This window comes from Brevibacillus laterosporus, from assembly GCA_007833815.1.
Lineage (GTDB): Bacteria > Bacillota > Bacilli > Brevibacillales > Brevibacillaceae > Brevibacillus_B > Brevibacillus_B laterosporus_D.
Genome location: CP033464.1, coordinates 3,868,847 through 3,895,268, shown reverse-complemented (window position 1 = coordinate 3,895,268; position 26,422 = coordinate 3,868,847). Strand labels below are relative to the sequence as shown.

10 protein-coding genes are annotated in these 26,422 nt (G+C 41.8%); 6 read left to right on the top strand and 4 right to left on the bottom strand.

What is annotated here, in order from left to right:
* The first annotated feature begins 36 nt into the window (after positions 1 to 36).
* Positions 37 to 12,672, top strand: a complete 12,636-nt coding sequence (locus EEL30_19265; GenBank protein ID QDX94234.1) for an amino acid adenylation domain-containing protein — start codon at positions 37 to 39, stop codon at positions 12,670 to 12,672.
* Positions 12,673 to 12,911: 239 nt separating this feature from the next.
* Here EEL30_19265 and EEL30_19260 read toward each other — a convergent pair whose 3' ends face one another.
* Positions 12,912 to 14,363: a DHA2 family efflux MFS transporter permease subunit gene (locus EEL30_19260; GenBank protein ID QDX94233.1), complete on the bottom strand. Its 1,452-nt coding sequence runs from the start codon at positions 14,361 to 14,363 to the stop codon at positions 12,912 to 12,914.
* Between the two features lie 29 nt (positions 14,364 to 14,392).
* Positions 14,393 to 14,785 carry an AT hook motif family protein gene (locus EEL30_19255; protein ID QDX95825.1) on the bottom strand — a complete coding sequence of 131 codons (393 nt, stop codon included), beginning with the start codon at positions 14,783 to 14,785 and terminating at the stop codon, positions 14,393 to 14,395.
* A 408-nt stretch (positions 14,786 to 15,193) separates the two neighbouring features.
* Here EEL30_19255 and EEL30_19250 point away from each other — a divergent pair, with 408 nt between their 5' ends.
* The 4 genes from EEL30_19250 to EEL30_19235 all read left to right on the top strand — a co-directional run bounded on the left by EEL30_19250 (position 15,194) and on the right by EEL30_19235 (position 21,465).
* Positions 15,194 to 18,148: a formate dehydrogenase subunit alpha gene (locus tag EEL30_19250; GenBank protein QDX94232.1), complete on the top strand. Its 2,955-nt coding sequence runs from the start codon at positions 15,194 to 15,196 to the stop codon at positions 18,146 to 18,148.
* Positions 18,148 to 18,642, top strand: a complete 495-nt coding sequence (locus EEL30_19245; GenBank protein ID QDX94231.1) for a DUF1641 domain-containing protein — start codon at positions 18,148 to 18,150, stop codon at positions 18,640 to 18,642. The genes EEL30_19250 and EEL30_19245 overlap by 1 nt, the downstream gene beginning before the upstream one ends.
* A gap of 476 nt (positions 18,643 to 19,118) precedes the next feature.
* Positions 19,119 to 20,318, top strand: a complete 1,200-nt coding sequence (locus tag EEL30_19240; GenBank protein QDX94230.1) for a dicarboxylate/amino acid:cation symporter — start codon at positions 19,119 to 19,121, stop codon at positions 20,316 to 20,318.
* A 157-nt stretch (positions 20,319 to 20,475) separates the two neighbouring features.
* A complete protein-coding gene (locus tag EEL30_19235) occupies positions 20,476 to 21,465 on the top strand; it encodes an acryloyl-CoA reductase (GenBank protein ID QDX94229.1) in 990 nt (329 codons plus the stop codon).
* A gap of 328 nt (positions 21,466 to 21,793) precedes the next feature.
* On the opposite strand, the gene EEL30_19230 is transcribed toward EEL30_19235, so the two are convergent.
* Positions 21,794 to 22,618 (bottom strand): hypothetical protein, encoded by an 825-nt coding sequence (locus EEL30_19230; GenBank protein QDX94228.1) that lies wholly within the window; start codon positions 22,616 to 22,618, stop codon positions 21,794 to 21,796.
* A gap of 456 nt (positions 22,619 to 23,074) precedes the next feature.
* On the opposite strand from EEL30_19230, the gene EEL30_19225 reads away from it, so the two are divergent.
* The gene (locus EEL30_19225; GenBank protein ID QDX94227.1) at positions 23,075 to 23,449 is read left to right on the top strand and encodes a DUF423 domain-containing protein; all 375 of its coding nucleotides are present in this window, start codon (positions 23,075 to 23,077) and stop codon (positions 23,447 to 23,449) included.
* 199 nt (positions 23,450 to 23,648) lie between these two features.
* On the opposite strand, the gene mgtA is transcribed toward EEL30_19225, so the two are convergent.
* A complete protein-coding gene (mgtA, locus tag EEL30_19220; GenBank protein QDX94226.1) occupies positions 23,649 to 26,255 on the bottom strand; it encodes a magnesium-translocating P-type ATPase in 2,607 nt (868 codons plus the stop codon).
* Between the last annotated feature and the right edge of the window lie 167 nt (positions 26,256 to 26,422).

Genomic DNA, 26,422 nt, shown 5'->3' with positions numbered 1-26,422 from the left:
TTCGTTTCCTTCATATGTAAATAAAAAATTGGAGTGATGCAATTGAAAGCTCTATTTGAAAAAGAAAAGGCTTTTTGGAGCAACAAGTTTGATGCCGAAGATCATCTCGTAAGTCTTCCGTATAATAGAACAACCACTATAAGCAGAAATACGGACAGCTTCCATACTGTTTGCACTACGTTGCCACCCCATATTTCCCAAAGAATCAGTTCCATAGCAGGCGGGTCATCTTTAGCCATCTTTATGATCTTGTTAGCTGGTGTAGAATGCTTGTTGCACAAATATAGTAACGAAGAAAATGTGATTGTAGGCGTTCCCGGAATACGTACATCAGATGATGCCCCACCACTTTCGAATCAGCTATTGATTTTGAAAAATGAAGTACATAGCAAGAGTACATTCAAGTCTTTGTTAAACCAAATGAAGACATCCGTCAGTGAAGCAATCAAACATCAAAGTCTCCCATTTTGGAATTTTATAGATAGACTGAATGTACATTACGATTCGAAACATGTACCTATTGTCAATACCATCGTTTCGTTAAAAGAGATTCATCCGCTAGATTTCGAGGAACACGCGACTTTTGACATCCATTTTCAATTTGATTTGGAGAATGGTTCTCTTCATTTAACTACTATTTATAACGAAAATCGTTATGATCAAGAGCTGATTGCCCAAGTTGGGAGGCATTTATCTCATATTTTATCCATTGTCTTATTTAACCTTGACCTTTCTTTAGATCAAGTTGATCTGTTTTTAGAAGCTGAGAAAGAACAGCTTTTGCTTACTTTCAATAATACGAAAACGGCATATCCGAGAGAGAAGACCATTCAACAGTTGTTTGAGAGTCAGGTACAGCGTACACCGGATCAGGTGGCAATTGTCTTTGAAGATAAGCAAATGACCTATAAGGAGCTAAATGAAAAGGCTAATCAACTAGCACGAACTTTGAGAACGAAAGGAGTCCAAGCAGGACAGTTGATAGGACTTATGGTTGAGCGTTCTCTAGAAATGATCATCGGAATTTTCGGGATTTTAAAAGCAGGGGGAGCTTATGTACCAATTGATCCAGAATATCCGAATGATCGTATTCGTTACATGCTCGAAGACTCGGGAGCAAAGCTATTCGTATTGCAAAGTCATTTACAGCATCGAGTGGATTTTAAGGGAACGTGCCTATTGATAGATGATTCGGAGGCTTACAGTGAGGACGGTTCCAACTTGGAGCCATTAGCAGAAGCTACCGATGTAGCTTATGTAATCTATACTTCTGGATCTACTGGGGCACCTAAAGGTACGCAAATCAGACACTTCAGTGCTACAAGAGTCGTAATGAACACAAATTACATCGAAATTGGAGAAAAAGATACGCTACTACAGCTTTCTAACTATGTGTTTGATGGTTCTGTATTTGATATCTACGGTGCTTTACTGAATGGCGCAAAGCTGGTCTTAATTAAACGAACGGATATGCTTGATCTGAATAAATTAAGTGTAGTTATTGAGCAACAGAATGTTACGGTTTCCTTTATGCCTACCGCATTTTTCAACATGCTGGTAGACCACCAGCTAACATGCTTAAAGAATATCCGCAAAGTCCTAATTGGAGGAGAACGGGCATCGGTTAGTCATGTAAGGAAGGCATTTGATTATTTGGGACCAGAACGGTTAATTCATGTTTATGGCCCGACGGAGAGTACGGTTTTCACCACCTTTTATCCAATTGATTCTCCATTGGAAGCTGTAGCTACAGTTCCGATTGGGAAACCGCTAGCCAATACATTGGTGTACGTGGTGGATCAGGCGAACAACCTCAAACCGATTGGGGTTACAGGCGAATTGTGTATAGCAGGAGAAGGTCTATCTATTGGATATCTCAACAGAGAAGAGTTGAATGTGGAAAAATTCGTGGATAATCCGTTTGTACCGGGAACCCAAATGTATCGTACAGGTGATTTGGTTAAAATGCTTCCAGACGGAACCATTGAGTTTTTGGACCGGATTGATAAACAGGTAAAAATCAGAGGATTTAGAATTGAGCTGGGAGAGATTGAAAATGCACTTTTAACATTCCCAGAGATCAACGAAGCAGTTGTTATGGATGGAATAAAGGATGGAAATAAATATTTAGCAGCGTATTACGTCGTAAAAGAGTCAATCCAAGTGGGGGAGCTACTCAGAAATCTGTCAGAGAAGCTACCCGAATATATGGTTCCCGATTATTTCATGCCACTTAACCAGATGCCTCTTACTCCGAACGGAAAAATTGATCGGAAAATGCTCCCCGATGTTGAGGACACTTTGCAAATAGAAGTAGAATATGTGGCACCACGCACAAAGTTGGAAGAACAATTAGAAGATATTTGGAAACGAATTTTAAGCATACCCAAGATTGGAATGAGGGATAACTTTTTTGACAGAGGCGGCCATTCTTTACGAGCAACAGCCTTGGTATCTACGATTCATAAAGAGATTCAAAAGAATATACAGCTAAGAGATGTATTTCAAAATCCAACGATCGAACAGATGGCTCAATTAATTGAGGATATGGAACAAACGGCATATTCAATCATACCAATTATGGAAGAAAAGCCATATTATCCGGTCTCTTCTGCACAAAAGCGACTCTATATTTTGGGTCAGCTAGTAGGTGGGGAACTTAGCTACAATATGCCGAGTGCTTTGATTTTAGAGGGAGTGTTAGACCGAGTACGTTTAGAAAAAGCTTTTGATCAACTAATCGCACGTCATGAAATATTGCGTACCAGCTTTGAACTAGTAAACGGAGAACCAATTCAACGTGTGCACAAGGAAGTTTCTTTCGCCATTGAGTATGTTCAAGTTGCAAATGAAGCAGTAGCAGAAGGCTTTATTCGTGATTTTATACGAATGTTTGATTTGCAAAGTGCCCCATTGTTGCGAGTGGGACTTGTCGAGCTGGCCTCAGATCGTCATATATTATTGTTTGACATGCATCATATCATTTCTGATGGAACTTCTTTCAGCGTTCTTATTCAGGAATTTTCCGGATTGTATGGGAAAGAGGATTTACCTGAACAGCGAATTCAGTATAAAGATTACGCTTCTTGGCAACAGCAACAAATGCAAAGTGAATGGTATCAACAACAAGAGAACTATTGGCTACAAGCATTTTCAGGGGAACTACCTGTACTCCATATGCCTACTGATTATACCCGTCCAGCTGTGAGAAGCTTTGCTGGAAGTCTGTTGGAGTTTGTAATCGACAAACAAAGAAGTGAGGAACTAAAACAACTTGCAGCACAAACTGGATCGACTTTATATATGGTGTTATTGGCCATTTATACCACGCTACTAAGTAAATACAGTGGGCAAGAGGATATTATTGTAGGAACTCCGATTGCTGGAAGACCTCATGCAGATTTAGAAAGTCTGATCGGTATGTTTGTAAACACTCTGGCGATACGGAATTATCCGATGAGTGAGAAGACGTTTTATGAATACTTACAAGAAGTCAAAGAAACCTCTTTGAAGGCGTATGAGAATCAAGACTACCTCTTTGAAGAGTTGGTAGATAAGCTGGATGTAAACAGGGATATGAGTCGTAATCCACTATTTGATACGATGTTTGTGCTGCAAAATCTAGAAAGTAAGGAACAGGATTTGGAAGGCCTGCGTATCACACCATATGCCAGCGAACATACGATATCAAAATTTGATTTGACACTAAATGCAATGGAAGATGCAGATACGATCATGTGCAGTTTCGAATATGCTACAACGCTTTACAAGCGAGAAACAATCGAGCGTATGACGGAGCATTTTCTACAGATAATTGACGTACTTGTAAGTAATCCACATGCAAAGCTTTCCTCCATTAATATGATGACGCCTCAGGAGAAGGCATTGATTCTCGAAACGTTTAATGATACGACAGTGGATGATCTACAGGAGCAAACGATTCACCAGTTATTTGAAAGTCAGGTTGAGCGTACACCGGATCAAGTGGCTGTAGTCTATAAAGGTGAGCAACTGACGTACCGTGAAGTAAACGAGCGAGCCAATCAATTGGCACGAACCCTGCGAGCGGAAGGGATAGGGCCCGATCAACTCGTTGGTATTATGGTGGAGCGTTCTCTTGATATGATGGTCGGTCTCTTAGCAATCTTGAAAGCGGGGGGAGCTTACGTACCGATTGATCCAGCATATCCGGAAGAGCGGATCCGCTACATGCTAGAAGATGCGGGGGCCAAGCTGGTAGTGGTGCACAGCCATTTGCAGGAGCGTATTTCTTTTGCCGGAAAATGTCTCACTTTGGATGAGGAGGCTTCCTATCAGAAAGATGCGTCCAACCCTGAACCGATAAGTGGTCCAGCTGATTTAGCCTATGTCATCTACACATCAGGATCGACAGGTAAGCCTAAAGGGGTCATGATAACTCATCAAGCAGTGGTCAATCTGGTACATGGCATATCGGATCGGATCGACTTTGCTCAAGGGAAGTCCCTTCTTTCCGTTACCACAATTTCGTTTGATATCTTCGTGCTAGAAACGTTTCTTTCACTATGTAAAGGGGTAAGGGTCGTCCTAGCTAGCGGGGAGCAACAGACCGACCCGCAAGCCTTGAGCGAGGTCATTTTGGAACAGCAAATTGATATGATTCAAATGACCCCTTCTCGTATGCAGATGCTTCTGTCATCCATGCATGGTACGGAGCGTGTGAAATGTCTAAAGGGAATACGTGAGATTATGCTTGGTGGAGAAGCTCTTCCTGCTTCTTTGCTTAACACGTTACGTGAGCATACTCAGGCACGGTTGTACAACATGTACGGTCCGACCGAAACAACCGTTTGGTCATCAGTTGGAGAAGTGACGACAGGAGAGTCTATCACGATTGGCAAGCCATTGATGAACACGCTCTTCTATATTCTAAGTACCGAGGGTCATCCTCAACCGATTGGGGTAGCAGGTGAGCTATGTATCGCGGGCGAGGGACTGGCAAGAGGTTACTGGAATCGTCCAGAATTAACGGCGGAGAAGTTTGTGGAAAACCCGGTTATGGCAGGCAGTAAGATGTATCAAACAGGCGATTTGGCAAAGTGGCTTCCCGATGGCACCATCGAGTATCTGGGCCGAATCGACCATCAGGTTAAAATCCGGGGCTATCGCATTGAGCTTGGGGAAGTAGAAGCACAGCTTGTAAACATGGAAGCGGTACAAGAAACCGTGGTAATCGCACGAGAAGACCAAGCTGGGCACAAACAATTATGCGCATATATTGTAGCAGAAAAGCAATTGACCATGAGTGAACTAAAAAGCAGATTGTCTCATGAACTGCCTGGCTACATGATCCCGTCTTACTTCGTGCAGTTGGATAAAATACCACATACACCAAACGGAAAGATCGATCGTAAGGCTTTGCCTGCCCCAGAGGATGGTAGCCATATGGGAGTAGAATACATGGCGCCTCGTACGTGGATGGAGACTAAGCTTGTGCAAATTTGGCAGGAGGTTCTTGGTCTTCCAAACATCGGGATGAAGGACAACTTCTTTGATATTGGTGGTCACTCCTTGCGAGCTACCAATTTGGTCTCCAAAATCTACAAAGAGTTGAACCAGAATCTGCCGTTACGGGATGCTTTCCAATATCCTACCATTGAGCAAATGGCAGAAGTATTGGAGAAAAGAGAAGAAATCGCTTATGCGTCTATTCCAATCATTGAAGAGAGAGAGTACTATCCGGTTTCTTCTGCCCAGAAGCGATTGTACATTTTGAGTCAATTAACAGGTGGCGAAATTAGTTACAATATGCCGGATGTGGTGGTGATAGAGGGGGAACTGGATCAAGGGCGATTAGAGATAGCCTTCCGCAAGCTGATTTCGCGTCATGAAACATTACGAACCAGTTTTGAACTGGTAAACGGAGAACCCATGCAACGAGTACACCAAGATGTGGATTTTGTGGTGGAGTATGCGCAAGCCAGTATGGAAGAGGCAGAAGCATATATTCAAGGCTTTGTTCGCACGTTTGACCTTGAGCAAGCGCCATTACTTCGTGTTGGGCTGGTTGAACTAGCGAGAGACCGCCATCTTCTGATGTTTGACATGCACCATATAATTTCTGATGGTGTTTCCTTGGGCATTTTGATCCAAGAATTTGTCAGCTTATATGGGGGGGAAGAATTATCTCCACTGCGCATCCAATACAAAGATTATGCGGCATGGCAGCAAGAAGGCGTTAAGAGCGAGGAAATGAAACAGCAAGAAGCATACTGGCGTGAAGTCTTCCAAGGAGACATTCCTGTACTCGACATGCCAACCGATTATGTCCGTCCGGCCATGCAAAGCTTTGAGGGTGATACGATTGAAATTGTCATCAGCAAAAAGAGCAGGGATGGCTTGCGGAAGATAGCAGCACAAACCGGTTCCACCTTGTATATGGTATTGTTAGCAGCTTATACAACCCTGTTACATAAATATACGGGTCAGGAAGATGTGATTGTAGGAACTCCGATTGCCGGAAGATCTCATCCGGATTTGGAGCCGATCATCGGTATGTTTGTCAACACTTTGTCTATTCGTACCTATCCAGTAGGTGAGAAAACGTTCTATGAGTTTGTGCAAGAAGTTAAAGAGAAGGCATTAGGAGCGTACGAAAACCAGAATTATCCATTTGAAGAGCTAGTAGACAAGCTGGATGTCAAGAGAGATTTGAGCCGAAATCCAATGTTTGACACGATGTTTGAGTTGAAGAATCTAGAGCAAGAAGAATTGAGTATCGAGGGCTTGCATCTTACTTCTTATGTGGACGACCATGCGGTGTCTAAGTTTGATTTAACTTGGAATGCGGTAGAGCAAGCAGAGGGAATCGTATGTAGCATTGAATATGCTACTTCTCTCTATAAGGAAGAAACAGTTGAGCGGATGGGAGAGCATTTTGTACAGTTAATTGAAACGATTGTGCATGATCCACATGCAACGCTCTCATCTCTTACTATAATAACGCACCAAGAGAAAGAGCAGATTCTAGCAGTATTTAATGATACGACGTCGGATTATGTAGCGGATAAGACGATCCATCAGATGTTTGAGAGTCAGGTGGAGCGTACGCCGGATCAAGTAGCAGTGATCTACGAGGCTAGCCAACTGACATATCGTGAGCTGAATGAACGAGCTAATCAACTGGCGAGAACCTTGCGAAAAGAGGGTGTACAAGCTGATCAGTTAGTTGGCATCATGGTTGAACGCTCCTTGGAGATGATGATTGCAATCTTCGCGATTTTGAAAGCGGGCGGTGCTTATGTGCCGATTGACCCAGAGTTTCCTGAGGAACGTATTAGCTACATGCTAGAGGATGCGGGTACGAAGTTGTTGTTGGTGCAAAATCATTTACGCGACCGGGTATCTTTTGCGGGAAAACTGGTTGATTTAAATGATGGACAAATGTATAGCAAGGACAAATCTAATCTCTTGCCTATAAATGATTCACAACACTTAGCCTATGTCATCTATACGTCTGGATCAACAGGCAAGCCTAAAGGGGTTATGGTAGAACATCATTCTGTCATAAACCGACTGATGTGGATGCAAACTAGATACCCAATTACAGAAACAGACACTATTTTACAAAAAACAGCAATTACGTTTGACGTATCAGTGTGGGAACTGTTTTGGTGGTCCCTCGTAGGCTCAAAAGTATGTTTATTATCTTTGGGGGGCGAGAAGAACCCTGAACGCATCGTTGAGACGATAGCTGAGCAAGGTATTACCACTATGCATTTTGTCCCAGCTATGCTGCACGCTTTTTTAGAGTACCTTGAGCAATGTTCAAGCAAGGATATAAAGAGAAAACTTCATAATCTGAGACAAGTTTTTGCGAGTGGGGAAGCTTTGGCGCCTTCACAAGTAGCCAGGTTCCACCATATCATTGCATCAGTGAACCAAGCACAACTCATTAACTTGTATGGACCGACTGAAGCTACTGTAGACGTATCGTACTTTGATTGTCGTGCAGATCAAGAGTACACAGTAGTCCCGATAGGCAAACCAATTTTCAATACGCAACTCTACATTGTTCAAAATGAAACGGAACACCTTCAACCGATCAGTGTAGCAGGAGAGTTGTGCATAGCGGGAGTGGGGTTGGCCAGAGGCTATTTAAATCGTCCCGAGCTTACGGCAGAGAAGTTTGTGAACAACCCGTTCGTGCCAAACGAACGAATGTACAAAACGGGAGACTTGGCAAGATGGCAACCAGATGGAAATATCGAGTATCTTGGTAGGATCGACCATCAGGTGAAGATTCGCGGCTACCGCATTGAGCTTGGCGAAGTAGAAGCACAACTCTTGAAAGTGGAAACGATTCAAGAGGCGGTGGTAATCGCAAGGGAAGACGCAACAGGACAGAAGCAACTATGCGTGTATTTCGTAGCCGATAAACCACTGATTGTAAAAGATCTAAGAAGCACATTGTCACAACATTTACCTGGATACATGATTCCTTCTTACTTTGTGCAATTAGAACGGATGCCATTATCACCGAATGGAAAAATCGATCGTAGGGCGTTACCTGCTCCTGAAGGAAGTATGCAAACAGGAGTGGAACATGTAGCACCGCGTACCCAGATAGAAGTGCAGATAGCAAAAATTTGGCAAGAGGTGCTTGGGATTCCAAGCATTGGGGTGAAAGACAACTTCTTTGACAGTGGAGGACATTCCTTACGAGCCACTACTCTAGTTGCCATGATGCATAAAGAGATGGGCATCAGTCTTCCCTTGCGTGATGTTTTCGGATATCCCACGATTGAACAAATGGCAGAACGAGTATCTGGGATAGATTATGTTGCTCACTCCTCGATCCCCGTGATCCAGGAGAGAGAGTTCTATCCAGTATCTTCTGCTCAAAAGCGATTGTTTATTTTAAATCAAATCGAAGGTGGAGGACTCAGCTATAACATGCCAAGTGTCCTGATGGTAGAGGGACAGCTTCATCGAGAGAATCTTGAAGAAGCATTCCAAAGCCTGATCGACCGCCATGAGACACTTCGAACAGGCTTTGAGATGGTGAATGGAGAGCCAATCCAACATATTTACCGTGACGTGACATTTGAGGTTGAGTACTCACAGGCAAAAGAAGGGGAGACGGCAGAAATCATTCAAGGATTCGTGCGTTCATTTGATCTTGCAAAAGCACCGCTCTTGCGGGTTGGGCTTATCGAACTTGAAGCGGATCGCCACGTCTTGATGCTTGACATGCATCACATCATTTCTGACGCTGTTTCCACAAGTATTTTCGTTCAAGAGTTCTTCCAATTGTACAAAGGAGAGGAGCTAGAACCGCTTCGAATTCAGTACAAGGATTATGCGGTGTGGCAGCAAGAAGAAGTACAAAGTGAACGAATGATCAACCAGGAAGCATATTGGTTGGAAGTCCATAGCGGTGAAAGCCCGGTACTTGATTTGCCAACAGATTATCCAAGACCTGCGGTACAAAGCTATCAGGGAGATACATTCGAATTTGTGATCGATCAACAAAGAAGCGATGGAATGAGACAGATTGCTGCACAAACGGGATCGACCTTGTACATGGTTTTGTTGGCTACTTATACCATTTTATTAAGCAAAAACAGTAGACAGGAAGATATCGTTGTAGGAACTCCGATAGCGGGAAGACCGCATGCAGACCTTGGTGGATTGATTGGTATGTTCGTTAACACCCTAGCGATTCGCACCTATCCAGCGGCAGAAAAAACATTTTACGAATATGTCCAAGAGGTCAAAGAGCATGCGCTACATGCATTTGAAAATCAGGAGTACCCATTTGAGGAACTGGTAGAGAAATTACATGTAGCACGTGATTTCAGTCGCAACCCGCTGTTTGACACTATGTTTGTCTTACAAAATGTGGAGCAAGGAGAACATACTATCGAGGGCTTACAACTTAGACCGTATCAGGGAGAGCATACCGTTTCTAAGTTTGATGTAACCTTATATGCCGAAGAAGATGATGAAACCATTGTGTGTACTTTCGAATTTGCTACGTCGCTGTTCAAACGAGACACCATAGAGCGAATGGCAGAGCATTTTCTACAGATAATCGACAGCATTATGATTGATTCGCATACGAAGCTCTCTACCATTGAGATAATCACGCCTCAAGAGAAAGAGTTAATTCTAAAAACTTTTAATGACACAGTAGCGGATTATCCAAGGGAGAAAACGATTTACCAATTATTTGAGAGTCAGATGGAGCGTACACCGGAGCATGTGGCTGTAGTCTTCGAAGGAGAGCAACTAACATATCGTGAATTAAACGAGCGAGCGAATCAACTGGCACGAACTCTGCGAGCGGAAGGGATAGAAGCGAATCAGTTGGTGGGGATTATGGTCGAACGTTCCCTTGACATGATGATCGGGCTGTTGGGTATCTTGAAAGCTGGAGGAGCCTACGTGCCAATTGACCCAGACTACCCGGGAGAGCGTATTCGCTACATGTTGGAGGATGCGGGAGCCAAATTGGTAGTGCTGCAAAGCCATTTGAAAGAGCAGATATCTTTTACTGGCAGATTTGTAGCTCTAGATGAGGAAGCTTCCTATCAGAAAGAAATATCTAACCTTGAACCGATCAGTGGTCCTGCTGATTTAGCCTATGTCATTTATACATCTGGATCGACAGGCAAGCCAAAAGGCGTCATGATTTTACAGCAGGCGGTTGTCAACCTGTTGCAAGGCATAACCAATCAAATCGACTTTACCCAAGGGAAGTCACTTCTTTCTGTTACGACGATTTCATTTGATATCTTTGTATTAGAAACGTTACTTTCGTTAAGTAAAGGAGTAAGGGTAGTTCTAGCTAGTGGCATTCAGCAAATAGAACCGAGGGCATTAAGTGATGTGATTCAAAAACAACAGGTGGACATGATCCAAATGACACCTTCCCGCATGCAAATGTTGTTATCCTCGGGGCACATCCAGTGCTTGCAGGGCTTACAAGAAATCATGTTTGGTGGAGAAGCACTTCCAGCTTCTATGCTCAAAACCTTGCGTGAGAATACGCAGGCACGTTTGTATAATATGTACGGTCCAACGGAAACAACGGTGTATTCATCGGTGGGACAACTGATGGAAGGAGAAAACATAACGATCGGCAAACCGCTCGTGAACACTACCTGCTATATTTTGAATGCTGAAAACCATATCCAACCGATTGGGATAGCAGGTGAACTGTGCATTGCAGGAGAAGGATTGGCAAAAGGCTACTGGAACCGTCCTGAGCTATCAGCAGAAAAATTCGTAGAGAACCCGTTTGTGGCAGGAGAGAGGATGTATAAAACAGGAGATATGGCAAGATGGCTACCAGATGGCAGCATCGAGTACCTGGGGCGAATGGACCATCAGGTAAAAATTCGGGGTTACCGCATTGAGCTTGGTGAAATCGAAGCGCAACTCCTACAAGTACCTTCCGTTCATGAAGCGGTGGTGATTGCAAGAGAGGACCAAGTGGGGCAGAAGCATTTGTGCGCTTATTTTGTGGCAAAACAGCAACTTACAGTAGGTGAAATAAGAAGTTCGCTGTTACAAGATTTACCTACTTACATGGTTCCATCCTATTTCATTCAACTTGAGCAACTGCCGTTGACACCAAACGGGAAAATCGATCGAAATGCGTTACCTGCACCAGAAGGAAATATCCATCTAGGAGTGGAATATACTGCTCCACAAACACCAACGGAATTGCAATTGGTAGAAATTTGGAAAGAAGTACTTGGTGTTCTCAAAATAGGTAGAAAAGACAATTTCTTTGAGCTAGGTGGACATTCTTTACATGTCCTTGAATTAATCAGGAAGATCTATACTGATATTCGAGTCGAAATCCCTATCCGTGTAGTGTTTGAAATGCCCACTATAGAAGGAATGGCGCAGGAAATTGTAAGATCCATGTTTGAAAAAAATCATAACAACCCGATCATGAAATTAAACGAACATGGACGTGTGAATGTGTTCTGCTTCCCTCCAGCGATCGGATATGGAATGGCTTACATCGACATGGCGAAACTACTTGAAAACCATTGTGTGATATACGGCATCGACTTTATCGAAGAATATAAAAATGATGAGGATTTAATGGAACAATATGTAAAAATCCTTACTGACGTACAAGACAAACAACCATACGTGTTCTTGGGTTATTCAATGGGAGGTAATCTCGCATTTGAAGTGGCAAAAGCTATGAAGCTAAAAGGCTATGAAGTAAAGGATATTATCATGCTTGATTCTATTAGAAGCAATGGAGAGGCAGAATTCTCGGAGGAAGAAGCAATAAAACAAATCGATTCTCTATTAGAAGACATGCCTGAACAGTATAAGCATCTTGTAACTCCTGCTTATACGAACAGAATTTATTCATATGCTAGGTATCGGAATCAACTTGTAAATACGGGTACTGTCCAGGCAAACATCCATGAATTAATAGCAAAAGATTCTACGAGAAAGGGATCAACGGAGGATTGTTCTTGGTCATGGGGAGATGCAACACTTGGTACTCATACTGAACATCAAGCGAAGGGGACGCATGAAGAGATGCTTGACCCTGAAATGATTGGGGAGAATGTAAGATTAGTACGTCTCATTGTCCAACAAATCATCGATGAAACGTACGCTGTCACTTCTAATGCAACGAATCGTTTTAGGTAGACATTGCAAGTCAAAATGATCATTGTTACAAAATCCAGTATAACGTAGACGAATAGAATTTACGGGCATGATATTCTCGAATGGGTAAATGTGGGTAAACACCAGTCTCTATTCGTGAGCGATCATGCCCGTTACTCTTTGAAACACTTTTACACAGATTTACTTGATGATTACTTTACGGTGAAACTATTTTGGTTTACAGGTAACTATATTTTCTATTGTGATTAGAGGAAGATTTCCTAAGCAACTTTCCTTTTCTTTCTTTGAGGTTTATCACGTCTAGAAGAGAGGATGGCAGCATATAGACAAATGACAGCTGCCACCCAAAAGACAGTATGAAGAGCAGCCATATAAGCTTCTACATTTAATATATCAGTGCTGCTAGAGTCAGGTTGATTGTCTGTTAATCTATTTAATTGAAAAGAGAATAGTGAGATAGCAAATGTCGTACCCAATACCATTCCGATATTTCGGACTAATGCATTTAGACCGCCTGCTATTCCCAACAGTTTATGTGGAACAGACCCTAGAATACTGGCATTGTTTGGAGATAGAAAAAGACCAGAACCGATTCCAAAGATGGCCATGTGCATCGCAACAAGCCAAGCAGGCTCACTAGTCGTAAGCCGGGTGAGCAGGACAAAGGAAATGGCATTAATCAACAGACCTGAAATCGTTAAGTAATAAGAACCAATTTTATCTGAAAGCCAGCCAGATAGCGGGGCCACTATCGCCATCATCACAGCATTTGCCATCATGACATAGCCCACGATTTTTGGGGGATATTCTAGCACCAATTGCATATAAAATGGCATGAGAATTGTTATGCAAAACAAGGAGAGAAATGAAAATAGAGCAGCAAAGCTCCCTGAACGGAATGTACGAATCTTAAATAGAGAGAAGTCAAGCATTGGATATGAGATTCGTGTTTCGCGTCGATAGAACAAGACGAAGATTACTAATGAAAAGAGAATGCCACCTAGTGTAATACTTGTTGTCCAACCGTGTTCTTCCGCATTGGAGATGGTATATAGGAACGTAATCATACTTGTCATGTACATAATGGAACCAAGATAGTCAAAAGGTTCTCCCGCGCGTTTTTGGTGCTGTTTTGGCATGATACGCAGAGCTACAATAAATCCGATTAAACCAATCGGTACGTTAATCCAAAAGATAGATTCCCAACCAAAAGAACTAACTAGAATACCACCGATGGCTGGACCTGACAATGAACCAAGTGATACCACCATGCCTGTTATTCCAAGGGCACGGCCACGTTCTTCTTTGGGAAAAGTGGCAGCAATAATGGCTTGACTGTTAGCCATGAGCAGTGCAGCACCAGCAGCTTGCACGACCCGCATACCAATTAACATCCAGATGGATTCTGACAAACCGCATAAAGCAGAGCCAATCATAAAAATTAAAAACCCAAGATTATATAATCTCCCACGACCAAATAGATCAGATAACTTTCCAATAATGGGCAGGAGGGCAGCGATTGCTAATAAGTAGGCGGTTACAACCCATTGTACGACGTGTAACGGAACCTGTAATGTACTGGAAATGCTAGGAAGAGCGACATTCGTGATGCTTCCATCCAATGTTGACATAAAGATTCCCAGAGACACGTTGGTTAGTATCCACCAGCGTAGTGCAGTGCTGGTAGTAGATAGATGACCTTCCTGACTCATCTTATTTCCTCCTTATAAACCGAAATGGTCTATCCTTTTTTAATGAGCATACGAATAGTCTCAGAGAGGTCAAGGTTGTTTTTTTGACACAAGGATTGCAGTTTTTGGTATGTTTCCTCATCTAGTCTGACATGGATGGCATGCTGTAGTCGCTCATCCTCAAGTTTACGTGGGCGCCCCCGTCCTAGTTTTTTACGAAAAATCTCATCCTTATTGGGCTTTCTGTCAACGATCACATAGCCTTGTTTTTCTATCCATTCATCCCCTTGATTTTTATTCCAAACAAAAAGCGCTTTTTTGCGAACCTTTGCTAGATATATATCCATTTTTTGATCATCTAATCCATGTTCTATTGCTTCTTTTAACCATTTTTGCTCGAAGGCTTGAGCGAATTCTTGAAAAGAGCTGAATCGATTATCCATAAATGAATTCCACCTTTTTTGTTCTACAGAAAATATAATCCCGTTTCTAGAAATAAGCAATCCTTTTTTTGTGCTACAAAAAATATAGGGATTTGTCTTTTTATATTTAAACCTGCATAAACCAGAAAAAATATGCTCTTCTCTTGCAATTTCTGAAAGTTTGATTATCATTAAAAAAGGAAGTTCATTGATGTCTAAGGCTGGCTGACTACTGTCATTCCATTCATCCTGTGCTTTCACGCATACGCGTACAGAGTATGGCGGGCTTGATAACTGGTATACCACTGCTAAGTATTAACCCACCATAAAACAGCTTGAGCAACGCTTTTTGGTTTGCGCTGGTTGTTTTGTGGTGGGTTTTTTTATTTTTTTGTAGCTGGTGGAAGAAAGAAAAGGAGGATATAACCCTTGAACAAAACGATTTCATTTACTATCAACGATACGTTGCATCAAGCAGAAGAGGGAACTAGAATTCTTGATTATCTTCTTGAACACGAGATAAAACATCCTCATATTTGCTATTCACCTATCTTAGGTCCTATCCAAACATGTGATACCTGTACCTGTGAAATTGACGGACAGTTGATGAGAGCTTGCTCTACAGTTGTACAGGAGGGTATGAACATCAAGACCTCTTCTTCACGGGCACAGGATGCGCAAAAACAAGCTATGGATCGTGTACTGGAAAACCACATGCTGTACTGTACCGTCTGTGATAATAACAACGGTAATTGTCGTGTACATAATACCGTAGAGCTGATGGAAGTGGAGCATCAGGAGCGACCGTTTCGAGAAAAAGGCTACGAGGTGGATATGTCCCATCCCTTTTACAGATATGATCCAAATCAGTGCATTCTGTGTGGACGTTGTGTAGAAGCTTGTCAGGATTTACAAGTAAACGAGACCTTGACCATTGATTGGGAACGTGAAATGCCTCGCGTTATCTGGGATCAGGATAAATCTATTAATGAATCCTCCTGTGTCTCCTGTGGGCATTGTGTCACTGTATGTCCGTGCAATGCTTTAATGGAAAAAACCATGCTGGGTGAAGCAGGCTTCATGACCAATATTGGAAAAGATTTGCTTGATCCCATGATTGAATTGGTTAAGGAAGTAGAGCCTGGTTACAGTGGAATTTTGGCCATATCCGAAGTAGAAGCGGCAATGCGCGAAACTCGGACGAAAAAGACAAAAACGGTGTGTACATTTTGCGGCGTAGGCTGTAGCTTTGAGGTTTGGACGAAAGGACGCCAAATTTTAAAAATTGAACCATCTGAGGAAGCACCAGTCAATAGCATTTCTACCTGTATTAAAGGAAAATTTGGATGGGATTTCGTGAATAGTAGCGAACGGTTGACAACACCGCTGATTCGACGTGGAGATGAGTTCGTCCCGGCGACATGGGAGGAAGCGCTTACATTGATTGCGAGTAAGTGGAAAGAGATGAGAGAGAAGTATGGTGGCGACGCATTCGGTTTCGTTAGCTCGTCAAAGACAACCAATGAAGAATCTTACTTGATCCAAAAATTAGCTCGACAGGTTTTTGAAACAAATAACGTGGACAATTGTTCGCGTTACTGTCAGTCTCCAGCTACAGATGGATTACTATCGACCGTTGGTTATGGTGGCGACTCAGGCGTTATTACAGATATTGCTGCTGCGGGCTTGGTGATTATCATCGGGGCTAATCCGACAGAAGGTCATCCAGTCTTGGCAACACGGGTGAAGCGGGCGAAGAAATTACATGGTCAAAAACTAATTGTTTCCGATCTACGCAAACATGAAATGGCAGAACGTTCCGATTTGTATTTACATCCTAATCAGGGCACTGATTTCGTTTGGTTAACAGCGGTAGCTAAATATATCATTGATCAGGGCTGGCATGCTGCTGACTTCCTAGCAGAGCGTGTCACACACTTAGACGAATATAAGAATGTCATACAAAGGTACACACTTGAATATGCGGAAGAAGTGACTGGAATTTCACAAGAGCAACTAAAAGAAACAGCAAAAATGATTTGCGAGGCAGATGGTACATGCGTACTGTGGGGCATGGGCGTTACCCAAAACGTAGCAGGCTCTCATACATCAGCTGCTATTGCCAACCTTTTATTAATCACGGGTAATTTTGGACGTCATGGTGCGGGAGCGTACCCACTGCGTGGACATAATAACGTTCAGGGCGCTTGCGATATGGGTTCCTTGCCAAATTGGTTACCTGGTTACCAATCCATCTCTGATGATGTGGCACGTCAAAAATTTGAGAAGGCGTATGACGTGAAGATTTCTAATAAACCGGGTTATACAAACATTCAGATGCTACAAGCGGTAGAAGAAGGCAAGCTAAAAGCTATGTATTTGATCGGAGAAGATATGGCTTGGGTTGATTCCAATTCCAATCATGTGCAGGAGACCTTAAGTAAGCTTGATTTTTTTGTGGTACAGGACATTTTTTTCACAAGGACAGCGCAATTTGCAGACGTCATTTTGCCTGCCGCCCCTTCTTTAGAAAAAGACGGTACGTTTACTAATACAGAAAGACGGATTCAACGATTATATCAAGCATTGCCTACATTGGAAGGCTCCAAGCCAGATTGGTGGATCATTACACAGCTTGCTAACCATCTCGGAGCCAACTGGGAGTATGGATACCCGGGTGATATTATGGACGAAATTGCATGCTTAAGTCCAATTTTCTCAGGAGTTAGCTATGAAAGGTTGAAAGACTGGAACAGTTTGATTTGGCCTGTGTTGCCAGATGGAACAGACGAACCGTTACTCTACATCAATCGCTTTAATTTTCCTGATGGCAAGGCTCGTCTTTCCTTGGTAGAGTATGTACCACCTGTTGCCTATCCAGCGGAATTTGATCTTGTAGTTAATAACGGACGTTTATTAGAACACTTCCATGAAGGGAATATGACTAATAAATCGAAAGGTATTCAATATAAAGTGCCAGAAGTATTTGTCGAGGTTCCACCAGATCTTGCTTGTGAGCGGGGAATAAAAGATGGCTCCTTGGTACGATTAGTGTCTCCATATGGAGCCATCAAGTTACGGGCCGTCGTGACTAAACGAGTACAAGGAAAAGAGCTATACGTCCCGATGAACTCAGTCAGTTGTGACAATGCCATCAATATCCTAACAGGTAATGCAGTAGATATACGGACGCAAACACCAGCCTATAAACAAACCAAGGTGCGCATGGAAGTGCTTGAGCAGAATGGCCAGAATCCATTGCCAAAAAATAATCCACGTAATGCCAAACGAAATCCACAGTTGGGTGTTCAGGTGGAACGCAAATGGGCACGGACTGATTATGACCCCATTGCTGATGTGAACGTAGCAGGAGGGAAGCAATAATGGCCAGACCAATTTCAAAAATAGCTAAACCAGTTGTAACAAAAGAAGAGAATCAGGAATTGCAACTTACTCAACTTAAAGAAGAGCTTGCCATGCATGCTCAAAGTATTCGTCAATCCGTAAAACTGTTAGATGAACTACATCAAGCAGGAGTTCTAGAAACTGTACAGTCTATGGTTCAAAGCAAGGAAAAGATGGCAGGCATCGCAATTAAGCAATTGGTAAAGCCAAACGTAACCAAGTCGATTAACAACGTCATGGCGTTAACGGACGCTTTATCTGAATTAGAACCAGAGATGACCAAGAAGCTAGTGGCAAGTGTTACTCATGGTTTGCAAAAAGCAGAAGAAGCAAGTGCAAAAGAGAATAAAGTTGGCATGTTTGATCTGTTCAAAGCTCTACAAGATCCTGATATTAACCGTGCCATTTGTTTTGGATTGAATATGTTAAAAGGGGTAGGAGAAAGCTTAAAGGAGCAAGAGAAGGAAAAATAGAAGATCGGTGAGCAGTTATAAGGAACAAGTAAAGAGGCGGCATGTGACCGCCTTTTTTATATTTTCAACCCCATAAAGGTGTAGTGGAATATTGTTTTGAGCGTTTACCGATTCATAATAGTAGAAAAAGCAAAAGATTTTTACAGGAATTTTTAATTTTGATAGCACAAATATCCATCCCAGAAAAACAAACATACGTTCCTTTTTTCGGTGGAAGCCCTTACAAAAATTTATTTTTATAAATAAAACTATCTTTTTTTTATAAAAAATGTGGAAGTGTTATTTTGTTAAAGATGAAAAAGGCGTACTAACAAGGTTTTTTAGTTTAATTACAGAAATTTCACAAGAGTTATATTATAAAATATATGGATGACAAATCAAGGGGGCTGTGGTACGGTAGCAGTAATCCATACCTGGCGGAACAGTGTACGTCTGACATGTACACTTTAACACCAAGAATTTAAGGAAGTGAAATGATGAAGAAATTAGGACTTTTACCCAAAATCATTCTAGGGATCATATTAGGGGTAATTATTGGCTCCATCTCGCCTGAGTGGATCGTCAAAGGATTTGCAACGTTTAGTGGTATTTTCAGTAATTTCCTTAATTTTATTATTCCGTTGATTATTATCGGATTTATTGCTCCTGGTATTGGGGAGCTTGGAAAGGGTGCTGGAAAACTCTTAGGATTAACCACAGCAATCGCATATGGTTCTACAATTGTAGCAGGATTGGCCGCCTATTTTGTAAGCACCAACTTTTTCCCACATATTTTAGAGGTTGGAAAACTAACTAGTGCTTTTCAAAATCCAGAAGAAGCATTAACCCAGGCTTACTTTACGATTGAAATTCCGCCGATAATGGGCGTAATGAGTGCACTTATGCTTGCTTTTACCTTAGGACTAGGGTCTGCTGCCCTCAAGGGAGATTCCCTACTAAAAGTGATGGTTGATCTTAGAGGAATTGTTGAAAAGGTGATTTCCTCTGTTATCGTACCGTTATTGCCTGTGCATATCATGTGTGTATTTACCAATCTGACATATGCTGGACAAGTACAACTAATTATCTCTGTATTCTTTAAAGTCTTTATAATTATTATTACTTTGCATATGGTGTATATTATCGTGCAGTATTTTATTGCTGGACAACTAGGGCGCAAAAGGTTTTTGCCACTAATGAAGAATATGCTCCCTGTCTACATGACAGCAATCGGTACACAATCTTCCGCGGCTACAATACCTGTTACCTTGCGTCAAGTGAAGAAAAATAAGGTAAGTGACCAGATTGCAGACTTTGTAGTCCCTCTATGTGCAACTATTCACCTATCCGGAAGTACGATTACGCTCGTCAGCTGTGCCATGGCTGTAATGATGTTGAATGGAATGACGACTTCTTTCGATATTGTGTTTCCATTTATTCTAATGCTGGGCATTACCATGGTGGCTGCCCCAGGTGTACCAGGTGGAGCCGTAATGTCAGCAATTGGTTTATTGCAATTAATGCTTGGGTTTAGCCCATCACTGACATCACTAATGATTGCTCTTTATATAGCACAAGATAGTTTTGGAACAGCGTGCAACGTAACAGGGGATGGAGCGATTGCAATTATAGTGGATCGTATTAAAGGCGGGCAAAAAATACAGGAGCCTGCAGAACAGATGGAACCAATCCTATAATTATGGAAAAGGCTCTACTCATTTACATTGGGTAGAGCCTTTTTTACTTACTAAAGATAATTGATAGGTAAATAAAAGTTTGCTAGATGTTTCCTTTTCATATAAGGGATTTCAATTTATACTTCATAGAGAAAGCAATCAGTAAGGAGTGGATTTCATGCAAGATATCTATCGCGCATTTGTATTGGATGTGATGGATGGCCAATCCAACATGCAGATACAAGAACGGTCTATAGCAGATTTGCCAGATGGAGAGGTAACGATTCGTGTTGCCTATTCCAGTGTTAATTTCAAAGACGGCATGGCGACGATCCCGAATCGCATAATCCGCAAATACCCTATGGTTCCGGGTATTGATATGGCTGGAGTCGTAATCGCTTCTACGGATGAGCGCTACCAAATAGGCGATCAGGTTATTGCTACAAGCTATGAAATAGGTGTGTCACATCCAGGCGGGTTTAGCGAAATTGCTAGAGTACCAGCTAAATGGGTCGTGCCTTTACCAAATGGTTTGACGATGAAAGAAGCCATGATTTTGGGAACAGCAGGTTTTACAGCAGCCTTATCAATTGTGCGCCTAGAGGAGAATGGTTTGTCTAAAGAACAAGGTCCTGTATTGGTTACTGGTTCTACAGGTGGTGTTGGTAGTGTCGCCGTTGATATTCTAGCAAAAAGCGGATATGAGGTAACGGCCAGTACGGGTAAAGAGAGTGAGCATGCTTATTTAAAAGAACTAGGAGCAACAAACATTTTGCATCGTAATGAGGTTATTGCTACGGACGAAAAACCAATGCGTCAACAGCTTTGGGCTGGAGCCGTAGATCCAGTCGGGGGGAAAACATTAGAGTACATACTTTCTACCCTCAAGTATGGAGGTTCGGTAGCCGTAAGTGGTTTAACCGGAGGAGTGGACGTGGCTACGAGTGTATACCCGTTCATTTTACGAGGAGTGAACCTATTAGGGATAGATTCAGTCTATTGCCCGATGAATAAACGTGAAAAGGTATGGCAGCGCCTCGCAACCGATCTGAAACCACAACATTTGACAGATCAGATGGCGAAGGAAATTACGTTGGAAGAATTATCAGTGACCCTTTCTCAAATTTTAGAGGGTCAAATACGTGGCAGAACAATTGTGAAATTGTAATTGACGCTAGAACCTTCTGTTTTGTGTCCTTATGTTACGGGTAAAGTAACAGGATAACTGTTACTCTTAATTCCCCTGCGATTGGTTGGGGTAAAATATCCTTTTATCCACAAATGTAGTGAGTAGAACGATGAATAAAACGCTTGGAAGGGACTTAGGTCCCTTCCTTTTTTGTTGATTTAGAGGGTGAAGTATAAGTTCTAATTTTGAGGGATAGGAACTAGGGTTCTCGTGGGGCAAAAGCCACTTAATCGTGAAAGGAGGAATAGGTTAAGGCTAGCATAATGGCCAGTCTTGCTACAATATTCAATCAATTATTCCTGCCTAATCATGTTTCAAATAACTGTCCCTCTAAAGCCTTGATATATCGCTCAGCAGATTTTTGCACAGTTTCATTTGCATGCTCGGCTACTATTCCATGAAAGGCATTGTATAGTCGATTAAATGGTAATCCCTTTACTCTATCAGCCATTTCTCTTACTTTATTTGCAGGTAATGGAATTAGGTTCGGATAGCTATACATAAAGCTTACCCATGAATTGTCTGCCACTACTTGAATGATATCCCCTGTTAAAAGAAGACCTTTGCCGTTATTTCCATCTTTCCAATGTAAGACAGACCCGCCTTTAAAATGTCCTCCCAATCGCTGAATGGTCAATTGATCGGTCAAGGCATGAGACTCTCCTGACCAGTAAACGATGTGTTCACTGGGACGAGTGATCCATTCTTTATCAGCTTCATGAACATAGATGGGAGCGTTAAAGGTTTCTGCCCATTCCACTTGTGTCGAATAATAATGTGGATGAGAAAGGGCAATTGCTTGGATTCCACCTAATGTCTGTAACTCCTCAACGGTTGATTGATCCAAATAGGTAATGCAATCCCACAAAAGATGAAGACCATTACTTTGTACGAGGTACGCATTTTGTCCGATTGCAAATTTTGGTTTCGTTGTAATACTAAATAATCCGTCTTCTTTTTGTAAAATTTCATTCGTATAGACTTTCTTTTGTTGCATCTCTTCTAGTGTTGTCCACGTTTGTCCAATAGGGTTCACATATTGTCTTTCTTCCTTACAAATAACACAATAAGGGGGAACTTCCTTGCTTCTAGGGTATTGAACTCCGCATGTAGTACAGATGAAATGTAACATATATAAGCTCCTTTATATTCAGTATTTCCCATAAATAGTATACATGGAAAGGAAACATTGATCTTGTACCAATGACTGATAAAGGGAAACGAAAACAGCGGGCTACTTTATCCATATAGGCCTACTTGTTTTCGTTTTTAATTTGTCTAGAGTCATTTTAAGACTTAGTAAATGTTCTTGCTTGCTCTACTGCACGCTTTCGATCGTGTGAGGTAAAAGGCAAGGATGTTCAACCAGAAGAATGCTTTCCAAACAGAGAGCCATGTGGGCCGATAGCCACGATACCAAGTCATGTATAAGCAGGACATAAGAATGGGCTTATTTTGTCCGTCACGGTTTTTTCATGGGTTATGGTTCACTTGTGTTTTTTTCCTACTGTCGACATGCTATGATATGAATAATAGATGTTTTCTGACAGAATATGATGGGAATGTGCTCAAAAAATAGGAGGCTTTTATGTTAAAACGTTATGTAACAGCTGGTGCCTTTTTAGCATTGTTAGGAGTAGCTTTAGGAGCTTTCGGTGCTCATGTTCTCGAAAAGATGTTGGATGCAAAAGGGTTGGCCACTTTTGAAACTGGGGTACGTTACCAAATGTATCACGCACTAGGCTTGTTATTCGTCGGGCTGTTGGGTAATCAACTAGGTGAGTCTAAGATGTTGAAATGGGCGGGTAATTTCTTGTTGGCTGGTATTCTCATCTTCTCGGGTTCCCTGTATCTCTTATGTGCAACAGGAGTTAAAATGCTAGGAGCTATTACCCCGATCGGCGGCGTCTGTTTCTTATTGGGTTGGCTTTTTGTAGTATTGGCAGTGAGAAAGAAATCATAAGAGGAGCACCGTTGTAGATTGCCTCGGCTTACATAGTTTTCCGATAGCAATATGTAAAAGACCAGATGCTCCCCAAATGATTGCTGTACGTACACGAATTACGATACGAGCTATGCCTATTCTTGCTTTGGGTCCATATGGGGTGGGGAATTGGACCCGAAAGATTTATACACGATCCTCCTCTAATTTGTAGGTTAGCTTACAACCATTCATTAAATTTACGAATGTACCATTTTTTTATGAAATGGGTGAGGAGAGCATAACTAAGTAATATTCCTACTAACCAAGGGAAATATTCCAGTGGTAACGGCTGTAATCCAACACTTGCTCCAAATGCAGAGAACGGTATATAGATTCCCGCAATGATAATGACACTGGTTAAAAGTAATACCGGTAAACTAGCTCGACTCTGAATAAATGGTATTTTTTCTGTGCGAATCATATGCACAATGAGAGTTTGAGACAATAGTCCTTCGATAAACCAGCCAGATTGGAATAAGGATTGATCAGCAATGGTATTGGCTGCAAATACATAATACATGACGAAATAGGTAGCATAATCGAAGATCGAGCTAATAGGACCGATGAAGATCATGAATCGACCCACCGATTTAGCATCCCACTTTCTTGGAGTCTGTAAAAATTTCTTATCCATGTTGTCCCAAGGGATGGATAGCATTGAAATATCGTAAAACAAATTTTGAATTAACAAGTGAATGGGTAACATGGGGAGGAAAGGCAGGAATGCACTTGAACCCAGTACACTAAATACATTACCAAAATTGGAACTAGCCGTCATCTTGATATATTTAATTATGTTCCCAAACGTTCTACGCCCTTCGATAACTCCTTTTTCTAAAACCATCAAGCTTTTTTCTAACAAAATGATATCTGCTGATTCTTTTGCGATATCGACTGCTGTATCCACCGAAATTCCCACATCTGCATCACGTAAAGATGCTGCGTCATTGATTCCATCCCCCATGAACCCCACAGTGTGACCTTTACTTTGAAGTGCTCGAACAATTCTTGCCTTTTGTAGCGGATTCAGCTTGGCAAAGACTGTTGTCTTTTCAGCTAGATCAGCTAGCATCTCATCCGTTATATCATCAATTTCACTTCCTAGAACAATCCGATCTACTTGTAAACCTATGTCTTTACAAACCTTACGAGTAACTGCTGCATTATCACCTGTAAGGACTTTGACATCGACACCGTTTTTATTCAGTGCTTGTATTGCGGTTGCGGCACTTTCCTTTGGTGGATCTAAAAAGCCAATGTATCCTACAAGAATCATATCACTCTCATCTTTGACGCTGTACGAATTGTCTATTGAGTCAGAATGTTTAATGGCAACGGCGACAACACGTAAACCATCTGTGTTTAATCCATGTACAACTTCTTGTATGTTATCCGTCATTTGTGATGTAAGGGGCACGATTTGTCCATTAGTAGATACTTCAGTACAAATACTTAGAATTTCTTCCATAGCCCCTTTACAAATGAGAATACGTCCTCCATTGTTTTTTTCTAATGCCACTGACATTCTGCGTCGATTAAAATCGAAAGGTATTTCATCTATTTTTTGATAGCTCTTCTCGGCTCCCAGAACGTCGGTTAGCTCGGCATGCTCTAAGACGGCAACATCTAATAAATTTTTTAATCCTGTTTGATGGTAACTGTTTAAATAGGCATACTCCAATACGTTCTTACTTTCGTTCCCATAAATATCCAAATGCTTTTCTAAAACGATTTTATCTTGAGTAAGTGTTCCCGTCTTGTCTGTGCATAAAATGTCCATAGCTCCAAAATTTTGGATAGCATTGAGTCTCTTTACAACCACTTTGTTGCGAGCCATGCTGATCGCACCTTTGGCTAGATTGGCTGTAACAATAACGGGGAGCATTTCTGGCGTTAAGCCAACAGCAACTGATAACCCGAAGAAAAGAGCTTCCATCCAATCACCTTTAGTAAAACCATTTATGAAGAAAATGATGGGAACCATAATTAACATAAAGCGAATAAGGACAAAGGTAACGCTGTTCACGCCTTTATCAAAGCTTGTCAACGGACGTTTACCTACCAATGTTTTTGTCATAGAACCAAAGTAAGTAGAAGACCCGGTCGAAACCACTAGGGCAGTGGCAGAACCACTAATCACGTTTGTCCCCATATAACAAATATTTGAAAGTTCTAATGCATTTAGAGATTGAAGGGCGGAAGCTTGTTTTTCTACGGGTAAGGCTTCACCGGTGAGAGCCGATTCACTGACAAACAGATCTTTGGAGAAGAGAATTCGAACATCTGCTGGAACAAGATCTCCGGCTGAAAGATGGATCATGTCACCAGGTACTAGTCTCTCCATATCGATCTCTTGTTTTGTGGATAGTCGGGTTACTGTTGCAGTTGTTTTGACCATCGCTTTCAGTTTTTCTGCTGTCCGTATGGAACGGAATTCCTGAGTAAAGGTGATTAGCACGCTGATGGAAACCATCGTGCTGATGATGATGGCTGCTTCTAAATCATCTGAAAAGTAGGAGAATATATCTAACCCAAGCAAAATCAGTATAAATGGATTCTTGAAGCATGAAAGAAGCTGTATATACCAAGCGGGCTGTTTTTCATGGGCAATTTGATTTTTTCCGTATTGATTCAATCGCTCGTTGACTTCAGGTTCCGATAGCCCATTCATGGTTGTAGATAACGATTGCATAAGGGTATCGATATGCATTGTAGATGCTTCGATCAAATGAGAAGAAATGTCGTGGTTCAAAGATGTTTTATTGATATGTTTTTGTCGTTTCATGTTGTTACCTCCCGAGTGTGAAAAATAGACACAAAAAAACTCCCCCTGTAAGAGAGAGCTAGCTGAACTATTTTTCTATGCACTCGCATGTCAAGTACGCATACTTAAATACACCCACGTTGTTGGTAAAGGAGGGCGAAAAAAAGAGCATAGCAAACATGTAAGAG